We start from the raw sequence: 14,752 nt of genomic DNA, 5'->3' as shown, positions 1-14,752 counted from the left end.
ACGCGGGGGTCCGCTCGCCGTTCTGCGTACCGGTCAGCGGTTCTTCTGCGCGGCGTTCGCCAGGCGGGCGCGTTCCGGGTCGAGCGCGGGCCCCAGCGGCAACAGCTCCACCAGCTGGCCCGGGATCGCCTGGGGCTGGACGCCGCCGTACCCGAGTTTCGCCAGCACGTCCCGGCTGGCAAGGGGATAGCTGCGGCCCGTGTCGGTGACGATGCTGACCGTGCCGCTGCTCGCCGGAGCGGTCGGGGAGGAGGCGACGACGACCACGGCCCCCTTGCCTCGCGGCACGTAGATGCGGTCGGCCTGAACCGACCCGGGAGCGGGATCCTCGCCCCGGACCGCGTTTCCCGCCGGCGGCTGCGGGCCGATCCGCACGCTGATCTCGCCGTTCGCGCCCCCGTCGTACGTCAGGCAGACGCTGTCCGGGCCGTTGAGCAGCACCGGGACCGCCGGAGGCAGTCCGGCGGCGGTCGCCGCGGCAACCGGCTGGGTCTTCGAGCGGGGCAGGTTGCCGTACAGGGTCGGGGTTATCTGCTGCGCCGTGTACGCGTCCGGGTCCGCCTGCATGAGGTTCGCCTGCACCTCGGTGAGGTCGGCGACGCCGTCGCTGAGCACGACGCCCCACTGGTCCGCGGTGCTGCCGTCGCTGTGGATGCGCAGCACCTGACCGACCTGGAAATTGGCGACCGCCGCCGAGCGGCTGCCGAAGTCCGCGATCAGGGGCGGCTTCAGGTCCGGGCCGATCGGCACCGCGTTGATCCACGCCGTGGCGACCGGCAGCGCGGCCTGGTTCCACCGGAAGAAGGTCCGGGTCTGCTGAACGCGCGCGGCCGGGATGAGGAACCGCTTGTTGTTGTAGACCAGGAAAGTTCGGCCGGCACGGTCCGTCACCAGCAGGCCACGCAGCTGGTCGGGCGGGGTGTCGGCGCGCGGGACGGGCAGCACGGTGCCGCCGCTGACCGCCTCACCGATCGTCAGCACGCTCTCCGCGTCGTCGGCGTCGGAGCCGCCCTGCGGCACCTGCGAGCAGACCGTCCACAGGCTCTTGAGCAGACCGCCCTTCGCCGGCGGCAGGGTGTCGGGGGCGTCCGGAATGCCCATCGGATCACCGAGCGGCACCGCGGCGAGGCTCTCCGGCGAGGCGTTCTTCATCTGCGGCGCCTGCGCGTTGGCGATCAGCAGCCCGGACGTGTAGTTCAGCACCGGGTGCATCTTGTCGTCGGACTTGAGGTAGACGTAACGCGCGCCGGTGCCCTTCTCCAGGAACACCACGGACTCGTCCCGGGGATCGACCGAGCTGCGTCCCTTGAGCAGGCCGTACGCCGCGGCGCCACCGAGCGCGAGCGCCGCCACCACGATGCTCACGAGCACGGTGGTGCCGGCCCGCCGCAGCGGCGACCGGTGCGGGTCAGGGTCGTGCGTGACCAGCGCGGCCACCACGCGCTGCTGCGCGTACTGGTACGAGTGCAGCTGATCCTGCCGAGACGGCACGCGACTTCCCTCCCAGGTGTGACCCCGCCCGCCACTGTAAAGGTCCCCGGCGGGCGCTGGGGGGCAGGCTACAACCAGCCGTTACGCCGGAAGGCACGGTAGAGCAGCACGGAGATCAGCAACATGACGGTGATCACGCCGGGGTAGCCGTACTGCCACTGGGTCTCCGGCATGTGCACGAAGTTCATGCCGTACACGCCGGCGATGGCGGTCCAGACCGTGGCGATACCGGCCCATGCGGCGATCTTACGCATGTCGTTGTTCTGATCGACCGTCACCTGCGCCAGCCGCGCCTGGAGGATCGAGTTGAGCAGGTCGTCGTAGGAGGAGACCTGTTCGACCGTACGGGTGAGGTGGTCCTGCACGTCGCGGAAATACCGCCGGATCTCCTTGGGCACCAGCCGGCTCTGCGGTGCGGTGATGGTGGCGAGCGGGCGCTGCAGCGGCACCACCGCCCGGCGGAACTCCACGATCTCGCGCTTCATCTGGTAGATCGCCTGCACCGGGCTGCCGGCGTCGCGCGAGAAGGCGCCCTCCTCGATCAGATCGAGGTCGGCCTCCACCTGGTCGGCCACCGCCATGTACGCGTCCACCACCCGGTCGGTGACCGCGTACGCGACCGCCCACGGCCCCTGGGCCAGCAGGTCGCCACGGCCTTCCATGTCCGCCCGTACCGGAGAAAGGCGCGTCGCATCGCCGTGCCGGACCGTGATGACGAAGCGCTCGCCGACGAAGAGCATCATCTGGCCGGTCTCGACGATCTGCGACGTCTCGGTCAGCTCGCTGTGCGGCACGTAGCGGGCGGTCCGCAGCACGAGGAACTGCACCGCGCCGAACTGCTCCAGCTTGGGTCGCTGCTCCGCCTTGACGGCGTCCTCGACCGCCAGCTCGTGGAGGTTGTAGGTGCGGGCGATCGCGGACATCTCCGCCTGGGACGGCTCGTGCAGACCGAGCCAGACGAAGGCGTTGTCGCGGCCGCACGCCTCGCGCAACGCCTCGTCGGGGGTGAACTCGCCGGGCTCGCGTTTGCCGTCGACGTAGACGCCGCAGTCGACCACCGCGCTGCCATGGAACTCCTCGCCGGCGCCAGCGCCGGCGGCTTCGCCGTCGGTGGTGCCGAGGAAGCGGTTCATCGCCCGTACGGGTGCGGTCCAAGCTCGCGACAGCGACCTGTTCACGCCGGCCGGCCGGCTGCGGCGCACGCTGCTCTCGCTCATGACTGCCTCCCTCAGGGGGTGCGGACGCCCGATCCTCGGTGGCGGGCCCGCCCGAGGTTACGCCCGTGAGGTTGCCCAGTCCGTACGCCGCGCATGCCGAGGGCACGGGGTGCCACCGCAAGGTGGCGCCGGACGGACCGGCCGCATTTCGGGGGGTGAAGGGTGCGAGCGGCCCGCCCGGCGCCGGGGGCGGGGGTGGGTGTCGACGCGCCGCACCGCATGGTCATGCAGCCTGACGCCGCAAGCATTGTGAGCCGAACGCCGGTCCCGGGGGAAACCCGGAACCGGCGTTGGGCCATGAGTGTCGGAAACCCGACAGTCGGGCAGGTATCAGGCGCGCGTCTCGTCGATCGCCTCGGCCAGCCGGCGTACACCCTCGTCGATCTGGTCGACCGTCACGGCCGAGAAGGCCAGGCGTACGGAGTGCTTGCCGCCGTCGAGCAGGAAGTCGCTGCCCTTGACGACGGCGACCCCCTTCTTCATGGCCACCGGGAACAGCGCATCCACGTCGACGTCCTCGGGCAGGTCCACCCAGAGGAAGTAGCCGCCGTCGGGCTCGGTGAAGGTCGCGCCCGGGATGTGCGTGCGGATAGAGGCCGCCAGCACCTGGGCCCGCTCGGCCAGCGCCGCGCTGACGGTCTGGATCGAGCGGTCGATGTCACCGGAGACGCAGAACTGGTGCACGATCGCCTCGGACACCATGCCGGGCGAGATGTACAGGTTGGTGGCCTTCTTGGCGATCGCGTCGATGAGCGCGGCCGGGCCGACCAGGTAGCCGACGCGCACGCCCGGGCACACCGTCTTGGTGAAGCTCGACGCGTGCACCACCGAGTTGTTCTGGTCCAGCGAGAGCATCGAGGGCAGCGGCTCGCCGCGGAAGCGGATGTCGGCGTACGGGTCGTCCTCGAAGATCGTGAAGCCGTACTCGGCGGCGAGCTCCAGCAGCGTCCGGCGCTTCTCCAGGGAGAGCGTCACACCGGCCGGGTTCTGGTAGTTCGGGATGATGTGCGCGAGCTTGGGGCGCAGGCCGTTCTGCAGCAGCCCGCGCAGTTCCTCGACGTCGATGCCGTCCGGCTCGATGGTCACCTGGTGCACCTTGCCGCCCAGGTTCTGCAGGCTCAGCAGGGTGCGGTCGTACGTGGGCTTCTCGACGACCACGTCGTCGCCGGCCTGGACCAGGTGATTGAAGAGGAACGCGTCCGCCTGCAGCGAGCCGTTGGTGACGATGACCTGCTCGGGGGAGACGCCGTGCTTCTCCGCGATCCACTTTCGCAGCGGGATGTAGCCGACGGAGGTGCCGTAGGCGGTCACCCCGGCCGGGTCGGCATCGAAGGCCCGGGCGGCCGCGGCCTTGAGGCCGGCGACGTCGACGATGTCCAGGGAGGGCGCGCCCCTTGCGAATGAGATCAGCTGCTCAGCGGTCATGCCCACAAGCTTACGAGCAGGCTCTATATCATTTTTTCTCGTGTCCGATGACCCCTTGCCCGTCGCCGGTGCTCTCGTCGTGGACGACGACGGCCGCATTTTCTTCCAGCTTCGTTCGCCACAACGCAAGCTTTTCCCGAACACGTGGGACATCGTCGGCGGTCATGTGGAACCGGGCGAAACGGTCATCGAGGCGCTGGGCCGGGAGGTGTTCGAGGAGACCGGATGGCGGCTGAGCGCCGTGCTGAGCGTCGTCGGCGAGTACACCTGGACCGGGGATGACGGGCTGGACCGGCACGAGACGGACTTCCTGGTCAAGGCCGACGGGGACCTCTCCCGGCCGCGGCTCGAGGAGGGCAAGCACACCGAGTTCCGCTGGCTGGGCCCGGACGAGCTGGCGGTGCTGGACCAGGGCGACGGAATGATTCGCCGGATCGCCGAGGACGGCTTCGCAGTCCTGCACACTCTCGGTATATGAACGCACCGCTATCCTCGGCAGGCACCCCCCTCGACTCGGAAGGAACCACCCCATGATCGGTCTGGTACTCGCCGCCGGCGCCGGACGCAGACTGCGTCCGTACACGGACACGCTGCCGAAGGCGCTCGTCCCCGTGGACGGGGACACCACGATCATGGACATCTCGCTGCGCAACCTCGCGGCCGCGGGCCTCACCGACGTCGTCATCGTGGTCGGCTACTGCGCCGACGCGGTCGAGGAGCGCAAGGACGCCTTCGAGCAGAAGTACGGCGTCAAGATCACGCTCGTGCACAACGACAAGGCCGAGGAGTGGAACAACGCGTACTCGCTCTGGCTCGCGCGTGACCACTTCGCGCAGGGCGCACTGCTGGTCAACGGCGACACCGTGCACCCGGTGAGCGTCGAGCAGACCCTCCTCGCCAATCGTGGGCCGGGCATCCTTCTCGCCGTTGACAATGTGAAGAAGCTTGCTGACGAGGAGATGAAGACGATCTTCTCGGAAGATGGCCGGCTGACGAAGATCACGAAGCTGATGGACCCGGCCGACGCCTTCGGCGAATACATCGGTGCCACGATCATCGAGGCGTCCGCGGCCGCCGAGCTCGCCGACTCGCTCAAGACCACCTGGGAACGCGACCCCAACCTCTACTACGAGGACGGCTACCAGGAGTACGCGAATCGCGGCGGCGAGATCCGCGCGGCGACCATCGGCGACATCCCCTGGGTCGAGGTGGACAACCACGACGACCTGGCCAAGGCCCGGGACATCGCATGCCGTTACTAGCCCGCAGCGTCCAGACCCCGCTGCACATCGACGTACGCCGCGGCGCGGTGAGCGACCTCGGCGCGATCCTCGCCGACGGCCGCATCTCCTCCGGCGGCGACGTCGCGGTGGTGGTCGGTCCGGGCCAGGGCGAGAAGATCGCCGACCTGATCCGCCCGTCCCTGGGCTCGGCCGACGTCTACATGACGGCCGGCGGCACGCTGGACGCGGCGATCGAGCTCGGCGCCAAGCTCCGGTCCCGCGCCTACGACGCGGTGGTCGCCATCGGCGGCGGCAAGACCGTGGACACGGCCAAGTACGCGGCCACCCGTTACGCCCTGCCGATGGTCTCGGTCGCCACGAGCCTGGCCAACGACGGCGTCGCCTCGCCGGTCGCCAGCCTCATCAACGACGGCATCAAGGGCTCGTACGGCGTCCACATCCCGATCGCCGTCATCGTCGACCTCGACTTCGTCGAGAACGGCCCGGAACGCATCAACAGGTCCGGCATCGGCGACGTGATCAGCAACATCAGCGCCCTGGCCGACTGGGAACTGGCCCGCGAGGTACGCGGCGAGCCGGTGGACGGCCTCGCCGCCTCCCTGGCCCGCATGGGTGCAGAGGCGGTCCTGAACATGCCGGGCGACATGACCGACGACGCCTTCGTCACCGTGCTCGCCGAGGCCCTCATCTCCAGCGGCCTCGCCATGGCGGTGTGCGGCAGCAGCCGCCCGTCCAGCGGCGGCTGCCACGAGATCATGCACGCCACCGACTCGCTGTTCCCGAACACGGCGTCGCACGGCGAGCTCGCCGGAATGGGGGCGTTGTTCTGCACGTTCCTGCGCGGCGACGAGCGGCGCTTCGCGCAGATGTCCGACTGCCTGGCCCGGCACCAGCTGCCGCGCACCCCGGCGGACGTCGGCCTGGAGCCGGACCAGTTCGTCGAGGTGGTGGAGTTCGCGCCGCGAACCAGGCCGGACCGCTACACGATCCTCGAGCACCTCGCGATGTCCCCGGACGAGACCCGCAGGAAGCTGGCCGAGTATGTCGACGCCGTCGCCGACCGCTGATCCGAGGGGCTCCGCCCGGTCCGCCCCGATCCCGGGCCGCGGTCCGGGGGGCAGCTCCGGAACCGGACCCGTCCTGGGCCGCGACGGCACCGTCGGCGGCCCGGGCCGAGGCGACGCCAGCGGTGCCGTCCCGGGTGGGGCGGAGGGTGGTCCCAATGCGACCACGGTGGCGGGCGCAGCACCGACGGCCGCCGACTATTACGCCGTCAACCGTGGCGGCGGCCTCTTCAGCGAGGCGATCAGCCAGCGCATCGGCGCCCGGATCTCGGTGTTCGCCCACAAGCGCCGGCTCGCACCGACGGTGCTCACCGTCGCCAACCTCGGGCTGAGCTGCCTGGTCTCGTTCGTCGTGGTCGCGGCGGCGGGCCCGGTGGCCGACGGCCGCGTCTGGGCCTGGCCGGTGGGGCTGCTCGCCCTGCTCGGCTGGCAATTCGCGTACGCCCTGGACTGCGCCGACGGCCAGCTCGCGCGAGTCACCGGTCAGACCAGCCCGGCCGGCGGACGGGTCGACGTGCTCTGCGACGTCGCCGGGCAGATCGCCCTGGTGGCCGCGCTGTCGGCGACGGCGGAGGCGCAGGTGCCCGCCACCCCGGCGTGGCTGGTGGCGGCGTTCGCCGGCACCTGGATGGTCAACCTGGTGACCTCCGTGATGCAGACCGGCTCGCAGGCGGCCAGCATGGTGACCAGCCGGTCCTTCCCGGTCCGAGTGGTCAAGCTGGTCCGCGACTACGGCGCGGTGATCGCCCTGGCGGGCGTCGTGCTCACCGTCGCTCCGCATTGGACGATCTTCGTCATCGGCGCCTTCACCCTGATCAACGGGGCGTTCCTGGCAGCCAGCATCGCGTTCGCCGGCCGCCAGTCCCTCCGCGGCTGACCCTCAGACCCGGACCGGGACCGCGGACGACGTGCCCAGCACCTTCCCGGCCCCGTCGAGGGCGTCGACCACGACGTACTCCGGCGTGCCAGTGACCGTCAGCGTCGTCTCGAAGCCGGTCCGGGCCGCCGTGGCCGCCTGGGCCAGCGCGCCCGGCTGACCGCCCGCGCGGGCCCGCCACTTCGCCACCTGCGTGCTGCCGTTCCAGCTGGCACTCACCACCACGTTCCCGCCCTCGACGCGCAGGCCGAGCGCCGGCTGGTCGAGCGGGACGCCGGTCCACTCCGCCCGGTACGCCCGGTACGACTGGTTGTCGAGCGGCAGGTGCCCGTCGAGCCGGACGGTGCCGTCGGGGGCGTACTCGGTGAAGTAGGGCATCTGTCCCCAGCCGATGAACGAGCCGCCGTCCGCGAGCTCGCGGAAGCTGCCCTGTGTCGGCGCCGAGAGCTTCTGCGGATGCAGGAACTCCCGCACGAACGTGACTCGGCGGGCCTGCTCGTCGACCTTGAACACCAGGCCGCGCGACTGGTCCCGCTCCTTGGTGACGCCGGCGCCGTTGTCGAAGACGCTGTACGAGCCGTCGCGCCGCCGGCGGAAGTCGTGCTGCCAGCTGAACCGCGCCCGTTCCGCCACGGCGAAGTCGGACTTCTTACCGCCGATGCGCCACATCACCTGGCCGGTCCGGCGATGAATCTTGTACGTGGTCCAGGTGTGCCGCGACGACACGAGGATGTGGCCGTCCGCGTCGAGGCCGACCGAGTTGGCGTGGAAGTAGTCGTACGGCAGGTGCGCGGAATCTCCCTGCGGCAGCGGCGCGTACGACTCGTCGGGGCGTACGTGGTCGCGCGCCCGCCACTCGAACAGGCGCTTGCCCGTACGGATGTCGATCTCCTGGATCACCCCGTCGTGCAGCACCCCGTCCTTCGGGCCGCCGAGCGCTGACAGGTCGTACGGGACCGGGTCGTACACCCAGAACAGCGCGGTGTCCCGCGGGGTGATCACGAAGTCGTGCTGGTCGGCCTGCTCGCTGCCGGCCGCCCGCACGCGGGTGATCTCCCGGTACGAGGTGTCGACGACGACGAACTCGCCCTGCCCCACGCCCTGCCCGCCGGTGCCGCCGATGGTCCCCTCCCACCAGGTCAGCACCGGCTGATTCCGGTACTGCTGCACCTTGAAGTCGATGGCGACGGTGGCCGGGTCGGGAACCTTGCGGAACCAGACGGGCGAGCCGGTGTCGTCGACCATCAGCGGTCCCCACAGGCCGGTGCCGGAGGCCGGGGTGAGAAGGATGTGACCGGGCGCCGTCGCGTTCGCCGGCGTGGTGATAGTGACGTCCGGCAGTGTGCGCAGGTCGGGGCGGGACCGGTATTTGGGCGGTGGGGCGGCGGGTGCGGGTTCCGCCGCGGGTTCCGTGTGCTCGCTGTGCCCGACGGCGTAACCGGCGCCGCCGGCTGCCACGGTGAGGACGGCGCCCAGGAGGACGGCCCGACGTGTCGTCATGCCGGCGAGCATTCCCCGCTTCGACTGTCGTCTACCTTCGCCAGGCCGGTGTAGATGTCGATGAGCTGCCGGGTGACGACGGCCGGATGGAAGGCGCGCAGGTAGCGGTCGCGCGCGGCCGGGGCGAACCGCGCGGCTTCCGCCCGCGCGATCGGCAGCGCCGCGGCAAGCGTCGCCGCGTCCGGGTGCACCGCCCACCCCGCCGGAGCCGTGGTCTCCTCGAGGCCCAACAGGTACGGGATTCCGCCCACGTCCGTGCCGAGCACCGGGCGGCCTGCCGCCATCGCCTCGAGGATCACCGTGGGCAGCACGTCGTTCCAGGTCGGCACGGCGACGATCACCGCCGCGTCGCGCCGGGCGGCCACCATGCCGTCGCGGTCCAGGGCACCCAGGTACGTCACGTCGCCGCGTTCCGCCGCCGCTTGTTCCGCCAGCGGCCGCAGTTCCCCGTCGCCGGCGATGCGCAGCGGGCCGAGGGCGCCGTCCGGGTGGCGCCGCCAGGCGTCGAGGAGCAGGGCCAGACCCTTCTCCGGGGACAGGCGGGCCGCGTACAGGAAACCGTCGCCCAGCGGGGCCGGCTCACCCGGGTCCGGCAGCCCGTTCGGTTTGATCACGATCCGGTCGTCGGGAATGCCGTAGTCGCGCAGGTGCGCGGCGATTCGCCCGGTGAGCGCGATGTAGCGGTCCACGGAACGCCAGGTGGGCCGGTGCACGGCCAGCGTGGTGGCCATCAGCGCGCTCTGCGCCGCCGAGCCTCGGTAGCACTTGTGCTGGATCCCAGGCCAGCCCACGAATTTGCCGCGGCAGTCCGTGCAGTTGTGCCCGTCGCGGAAGTACAGCCCCGACGAGCAGACCTGGCGATAGTTGTGCACCGTCTGCACGACCGGCACGCCGTGGGCGTGCGCGGTGCGGATCACCCAGGGCGAGAGCAACGGGTACGGGTTGTGCAGATGCACCAGATCCGGCTTCTCCCGGCGCAGCAGCTCGGCCAGGTCCCGTTGCGCGGCCCGGCCGAAGATCGGCGAGACGGGCAGCAGCAGCTTCTGGCTCGCCGGCAGGTCCGCGATCGAGTCGGAGGCGCGCTGGAACGGCAGCACCTCGATGCCCGCCGCGGTGAGCTGGGCGATCTCGGTGTCGACGATGACGTTCTCCCCCGAGGGGATGGCCTCGCGATACCTGTTGTGCGCAACGACGACCTTCACGGCGACAAACGCTACCGTTGGGGGCGTGCCTGAGCTGCCCGAGGTCGAGGCGCTCGCCGCATACCTGCGGGAGCGTGCGGTCGGCCATACCGTGGAGCGCTTCGAGGTCTCCTCGTTCAGCGCGTTGAAGACGTACGACCCGGCGCCGAGCGCGGTGGCGGGTCTGCCGGTCACCGGCGCCGGCCGGCACGGCAAGTTCCTGGACGTGTCGTTCGGCGACGATCTGCACCTCGTCGTGCACCTCGCCCGGGCGGGCTGGCTGCACTACCGCGACTCCTTCAAGTCGCCCGCCCCGCTCAAGCCGGGCAGCGGGCCCATCGCGCTACGGGTACGCCTCGACGACGGTTCCGGCTTCGACCTGACCGAGGCGGGCACCCAGAAGTCGCTCGCCGCGTACCTGGTGCGCGATCCGGCCGAGGTGCCCGGCGTCTCCCGGCTGGGCCCGGACGCCCTGGCGGTCGACCGCGACGAGTTCGCCGAGCGCATCCGCAGCCGCAACGGGCAGATCAAGGGCGTGCTGACCGACCAGGAGGTGCTCGCCGGCATCGGCAACGCCTACTCGGACGAGATCCTGCACGTTGCCAAGCTGTCGCCGTTCGCGCTGACCGGCAAGCTGACCGACGAGCAGCTCACCACCCTGTACGAGGCGACCCGTCAGGTGGAGACCGACGCGGTCGCCCGTTCGGTGGGGCAGAAGGCCGCCGAGCTGAAGGGCGAGAAGCGCGCCGGGATGCGGGTGCACGCCCGCACCGGCCTGCCGTGCCCGGTCTGCGGCGACACCGTGCGCGAGGTCTCGTTCGCCGACAAGAGCCTTCAGTACTGCCCCACGTGTCAAACGGGTGGTAAGCCCCTGGCCGATCGACGGCTGTCCAAGTTGATCCGGTAGTAACGCAGGGTAGGCGGGTCGTTTCCCGGGGGAAAGCGACCACAACGTCCCCTTCTTCTGCGTCGTTCCATCGGTATAGTGGCCCGGTCCCGTGCTTCGTCGGCGGCGCGCAGGGGACCGGCGACCCCGCCGGAGGTCAGGGGGTCGTGGCGGTGCGTAATGTTCTCGGTGTGGGCGGTACGTGATGCGGGAGGACATAGGCGAGGTGACCACGAGCCTCCAGCGCCCGGCGTCCAGTGGCAGCAAGAGCCGGAGCGGCATGCCGTACGACAGCTTCGAGTGGCAGCAGGAGCCGCCGCCCAGTAACGGCGTGCCGCGGTCCGCCTGGACCAGGTCGCACCGCCGGCTGTCCCGCTGGCACCGGCCGTACACGGCGATCCTCGTCCTTCTGGATTTTCTCTCCGCGATGCTGGCGAGCTGGCTGGCCGTCGAGTTCATCGAGAAGGCGAACTCCGGCTTCCAGGGCCGGGAGGAGATCTTCTACCTGGTCGCCTTCGCCGGCCTGCCGCTCGGCTGGCTGATCATCCTCTGGGGCAACGGCAGCTACGACCGGCGTTACCTGGGGCTGGGCAGCGAGGAGTTCAAACGGGTCGTCCGCGGCTTCGTCACCGTGGTGGCCTGCGTGTCGCTGCTGTCGTTCGCCACCAAGACCCAGCTGTCCCGCGTCACCATCGCCTACGTCACGACCGCGTCGCTGATCTTCATCCTGTTCTGCCGCTACTCGGCCCGGCAGATCCTGCACGTCGCCCGGAAGAAGACCGGTCACGGCGCGCACCGGATGATCCTCATGGGCACGCTGCCGGAGGCGCTCGAGGTCTACACCGCGGTCACCCGCAGCCCCGCCGCCGGCCTCATCCCGGTCGCCATCCACATCACCGACGGCTACGCGGCGGCCCGGGGCATCGAGACCCCCGTCCCCGTGTACGCGGCCCGCGACGTGCTGACCCTGGTCCGAGAGGTCGGCGCGGACACGATCGCGGTCTGCGGCTCGGCCAGCGCGGAGCCCGGTGAACTGCGCCGCCTCGCGTGGCAGCTCGAGGGCACCGGCGTCGACCTGGTGGTGGCGCCGCAGCTCACCGACATCGCCGGCCCGCGGGTGCACATCCGCCCGATCGAGGGCCTGCCGCTGCTGCACGTCGAGGAGCCGACCCTCTCCGGCCCCGGATGGCTCGCCAAGAACCTGCTGGACCGGGTGGCCGCATTCTTCGGCCTGCTGTTCCTCGCACCGGTGCTGGCGCTCATCGCGATCGGCATCCGGATGTCCGACCCCGGCCCGGTGTTCTTCCGGCAGCCCCGCGTCGGCCACGAGGGCCGCACCTTCTGGGTGTGGAAGTTCCGGACCATGTACGTCGACGCCGAGGAGCGCAAGGCCAGCCTCGAGGAGCTCAACGACTCCGACGGCATGCTCTTCAAGATGAAGAACGACCCGCGGATCTTCTCCTTCGGCAACAAGCTGCGGGCCACGTCGCTGGACGAGCTCCCGCAGCTGATCAACGTGCTGAAGGGCGAGATGTCGCTGGTCGGGCCGCGCCCGCTGCCCGCCGACGACGGCGACTACCTGGGCGACGTGCGGCGCCGGCTGCTGGTCCGGCCCGGCATCACCGGCCTGTGGCAGGTCTCCGGGCGCTCCGACCTGTCGTGGGACGAGGCGGTCCGGCTCGATCTCTACTACGTGGACAACTGGTCGCTGACCTACGACCTCAGCATCATGTGGCGCACGATCTGGGTGGTTTTGAAGCGCAAGGGCGCTTATTAGAAGCGGCCCGACCTGGCGTTCCGGGGCGGTTCCGGACAGGATGCGTGCGTGAGCGGTCAGGCCGGGAGCGTCCTAGCGGTCCTCGCCGTGCTCGCCGCCCTGGTCGGTGCCGTCGTGGCGGTGCTGCGGCTGCGCGCCCGCCGGGGGATCGCCACAGCCGGTCAGCGGGCCACGTACGAGGTGCTGCACGCCGCCTCCCTCGCCGCCGAGCCGCTGCGCAGTGGGCTGACCGCCGCCTCGGCCGGCAAGGCCGTGCGGCACCTGCGCCGGCTGGTCGGCGCGCCCGGCCTGGTGGTCAGCGACGGCAAGACCTGCCTGGCCTCCGACGGACCGGCGAGCCACCACCTCGACCAGCTCGTGGCGGCGGCCCGCCGGGCGGTGACGAGCAACCGGTCGATCGTGCTCGGCGCGGGCGAGCTGCCCTGCGACCGGATGGACTGCGTGGTGCGCGGCGCGGTGGTGACGCCGCTGACCGGCGCGGACGGGCAGGCCCTCGGCGCCCTCGTGGCGGTGGCCGACGACCAGCCGGCGCCCGGGCTGGTGCAGGCCACCATGGAGACCGCCCGGTGGGCGGGCTCGCAGGTCGCGCTCGCCGAGCTGGAGTCGTCCCGGGAACGCCTGGCCCGCGCCGAGGTTCGCGCACTGCGGGCCCAGATCAGCCCGCACTTCATCTACAACGCGCTCACCGCCATCGCCTCGTTCGTGCGTACGGACCCCGAACGTGCCCGTGAGCTGATCCTGGAGTTCGCCGAGTTCACCCGCTACTCGTTCCGCGCGCACGGCGACTTCACCACGCTGGCCGAGGAGCTGCGCTCGATCGACCGCTACCTGACCATCGAACGCGCCCGGTTCGGTGACCGGTTGCAGGTCCGGCTTCAGATCGCGCCCGAGGTGCTGCCGGTCGGCCTGCCGTTCCTGTGCCTGCAACCGCTGGTGGAGAACGCCGTCCGGCACGGCTTGTCCCGCAAACCGGGCGTCGGCATGGTGAGCATCGAGGCGCGGGACGCCGGGGCCGAATGCCACATCACGGTCGAGGACGACGGCGTGGGCATGGATCCGGCGGCGCTCGCCGAGGGGGTGGCGGAGGCCGCCAACGGCACGGGCGACGACGCCGGCCGGCACGTCGGGCTCTCCAACGTGGATGAGCGGCTGCGGTCCGTCTTCGGCGACCATTTCGGCCTGGTGGTGGAGACGGCGCCGGGGGCCGGGACCAAGGTCAGTATGCGAGTGCCGAAATTCCACCCGGGGGTACGAGCGTGAGTCTGGTCGTTCTGGCTGTGGATGACGAGCCGCCGGCGCTGGACGAGCTCGCGTACCTGCTCAACGCCGACGGCCGGGTCGCCTATGTGCACCGCGCCGGCGATGCCACCGAGGCGCTGCGGGTGCTGCGGGACACCGAGGTCGACGCCGTGTTCCTGGACATCCGCATGCCGGGGCTGGACGGGATGGAGCTGGCCCGGATCCTGCGCCGGTTCGCGCGGCCGCCGGCGATCGTGTTCGTGACCGCGTACGACGACGGCGCCGTGGACGCCTTCGACCTGGGCGTCACCGACTACGTCCGCAAGCCGGTACGGGCCGAGCGCCTCGCCGAGTCGCTGCGCCGGGTCGCCGGGCTGCGCGCGGCACCGCTGCCGGCGCCCGCCAAGCGAGCAGAGGAGCCGAGCATCCCGGTCGAGCTGGCCGGCACGACGCGGATGCTGCCGCGCTCGTCGGTGCGCTGGGTCGAGGCGCAGGGCGACTATGCCCGGCTGCACACCGCGGACGCGTCCCACCTCGTCCGGGTCTCGCTGGCGACGCTGGCCGAGCGCTGGGCGGATGCCGGCTTCGTCCGGATCCACCGGTCGTACCTGGTGCAGCTGCGGCTGGTCGCGGAGCTCCGGCTCACCCAGTCGGGGTACGTGGTGACGATCGACGGCACGGAGCTCCCGGTCAGCCGCCGGCACACCCGCGAGCTCAAGGACAAGCTCATCCGCGCGGCGAAGAACGACTGGACCCGCTGACATCCACAGCGTTTTCCACAGGTCTACAGCGTTGTCCCCAGAGTTATCCACAGGCTGCCGGTGATCTTCACAAGTCGTCCACAAGTCCAC

Annotated in this window: 13 protein-coding genes; 8 read left to right on the top strand and 5 right to left on the bottom strand. The window is 70.9% G+C overall.

All coding sequences use genetic code 11. The annotated features are described in order from the left end of the window. Positions 1–33: 33 nt before the first annotated feature. From eccB to ACIBO8_RS01485, 3 genes are all read right to left on the bottom strand, one after another. On the bottom strand, positions 34–1,491 hold the full coding sequence (gene eccB, locus ACIBO8_RS01495) for a type VII secretion protein EccB (RefSeq protein ID WP_396113123.1): 1,458 nt from the start codon (positions 1,489–1,491) through the stop codon (positions 34–36). 68 nt (positions 1,492–1,559) lie between these two features. Continuing rightward, a complete protein-coding gene (locus ACIBO8_RS01490) occupies positions 1,560–2,708 on the bottom strand; it encodes a magnesium and cobalt transport protein CorA (RefSeq protein ID WP_396113122.1) in 1,149 nt (382 codons plus the stop codon). A 330-nt stretch (positions 2,709–3,038) separates the two neighbouring features. Beyond that, entirely contained in the window at positions 3,039–4,133 is a 1,095-nt protein-coding gene (locus ACIBO8_RS01485) for a PLP-dependent aminotransferase family protein (protein ID WP_396113121.1), read from the bottom strand. Positions 4,134–4,173: 40 nt separating this feature from the next. Here ACIBO8_RS01485 and ACIBO8_RS01480 point away from each other — a divergent pair, with 40 nt between their 5' ends. The 4 genes from ACIBO8_RS01480 to ACIBO8_RS01465 all read left to right on the top strand — a co-directional run bounded on the left by ACIBO8_RS01480 (position 4,174) and on the right by ACIBO8_RS01465 (position 7,318). Beyond that, on the top strand, positions 4,174–4,611 hold the full coding sequence (locus ACIBO8_RS01480) for an NUDIX hydrolase (protein ID WP_396113120.1): 438 nt from the start codon (positions 4,174–4,176) through the stop codon (positions 4,609–4,611). 52 nt (positions 4,612–4,663) lie between these two features. Then, positions 4,664–5,395, top strand: coding sequence for a sugar phosphate nucleotidyltransferase (locus tag ACIBO8_RS01475; RefSeq protein WP_396113119.1), 732 nt, complete (start codon positions 4,664–4,666; stop codon positions 5,393–5,395). After that, positions 5,383–6,444 carry an iron-containing alcohol dehydrogenase family protein gene (locus ACIBO8_RS01470; protein ID WP_396113118.1) on the top strand — a complete coding sequence of 354 codons (1,062 nt, stop codon included), beginning with the start codon at positions 5,383–5,385 and terminating at the stop codon, positions 6,442–6,444. Before ACIBO8_RS01475 ends, ACIBO8_RS01470 begins: the two co-directional genes overlap by 13 nt. Before the next feature lie 166 nt (positions 6,445–6,610). Continuing rightward, positions 6,611–7,318, top strand: a complete 708-nt coding sequence (locus ACIBO8_RS01465) for a CDP-alcohol phosphatidyltransferase family protein (RefSeq protein ID WP_396113117.1) — start codon at positions 6,611–6,613, stop codon at positions 7,316–7,318. A gap of 3 nt (positions 7,319–7,321) precedes the next feature. Here the strand turns inward: ACIBO8_RS01465 and ACIBO8_RS01460 are convergent, their stop codons facing one another. Together ACIBO8_RS01460 and ACIBO8_RS01455 are read right to left on the bottom strand one after the other, a co-directional pair. Further along, the gene (locus ACIBO8_RS01460) at positions 7,322–8,818 is read right to left on the bottom strand and encodes an arylsulfotransferase family protein (RefSeq protein ID WP_396113116.1); all 1,497 of its coding nucleotides are present in this window, start codon (positions 8,816–8,818) and stop codon (positions 7,322–7,324) included. Then, positions 8,815–10,020, bottom strand: coding sequence for a glycosyltransferase family 4 protein (locus ACIBO8_RS01455; RefSeq protein WP_396113115.1), 1,206 nt, complete (start codon positions 10,018–10,020; stop codon positions 8,815–8,817). Before ACIBO8_RS01455 ends, ACIBO8_RS01460 begins: the two co-directional genes overlap by 4 nt. Positions 10,021–10,045: 25 nt before the next feature. Between ACIBO8_RS01455 and ACIBO8_RS01450 the strand changes: the two genes are divergently transcribed. The 4 genes from ACIBO8_RS01450 (at position 10,046) to ACIBO8_RS01435 (ending at position 14,662) form a co-directional block, all read left to right on the top strand. Continuing rightward, positions 10,046–10,906, top strand: a complete 861-nt coding sequence (locus tag ACIBO8_RS01450) for an Fpg/Nei family DNA glycosylase (protein WP_396113114.1) — start codon at positions 10,046–10,048, stop codon at positions 10,904–10,906. Between the two features lie 196 nt (positions 10,907–11,102). After that, positions 11,103–12,662: a sugar transferase gene (locus tag ACIBO8_RS01445; protein ID WP_396113856.1), complete on the top strand. Its 1,560-nt coding sequence runs from the start codon at positions 11,103–11,105 to the stop codon at positions 12,660–12,662. 48 nt (positions 12,663–12,710) lie between these two features. Beyond that, a complete protein-coding gene (locus ACIBO8_RS01440) occupies positions 12,711–13,922 on the top strand; it encodes a sensor histidine kinase (RefSeq protein WP_396113113.1) in 1,212 nt (403 codons plus the stop codon). Continuing rightward, complete coding sequence (locus ACIBO8_RS01435) at positions 13,919–14,662, top strand: LytR/AlgR family response regulator transcription factor (protein WP_396113112.1); 744 nt, start codon at positions 13,919–13,921, stop codon at positions 14,660–14,662. Before ACIBO8_RS01440 ends, ACIBO8_RS01435 begins: the two co-directional genes overlap by 4 nt. Positions 14,663–14,752 lie beyond the last annotated feature (90 nt).

Origin of the sequence: Actinoplanes sp. NPDC049681, assembly GCF_044465265.1 — a bacterium.
Classification (GTDB): domain Bacteria; phylum Actinomycetota; class Actinomycetes; order Mycobacteriales; family Micromonosporaceae; genus Actinoplanes.
This window is presented reverse-complemented; position numbering and strand designations above follow the sequence as displayed.

Excerpts from the sequence above, each read along its gene's own strand:
- ACIBO8_RS01475 (WP_396113119.1), top strand. The coding sequence starts at position 4,664 with ATGATCGGTCTGGTACTCGCCGCCGGCGCCGGACGCAGACTGCGTCCG.
- ACIBO8_RS01460 (WP_396113116.1), bottom strand. The coding sequence starts at position 8,818 with ATGACGACACGTCGGGCCGTCCTCCTGGGCGCCGTCCTCACCGTGGCA.
- ACIBO8_RS01490 (WP_396113122.1), bottom strand. The coding sequence starts at position 2,708 with ATGAGCGAGAGCAGCGTGCGCCGCAGCCGGCCGGCCGGCGTGAACAGG.
- ACIBO8_RS01470 (WP_396113118.1), top strand. The coding sequence starts at position 5,383 with ATGCCGTTACTAGCCCGCAGCGTCCAGACCCCGCTGCACATCGACGTA.
- ACIBO8_RS01485 (WP_396113121.1), bottom strand. The coding sequence starts at position 4,133 with ATGACCGCTGAGCAGCTGATCTCATTCGCAAGGGGCGCGCCCTCCCTG.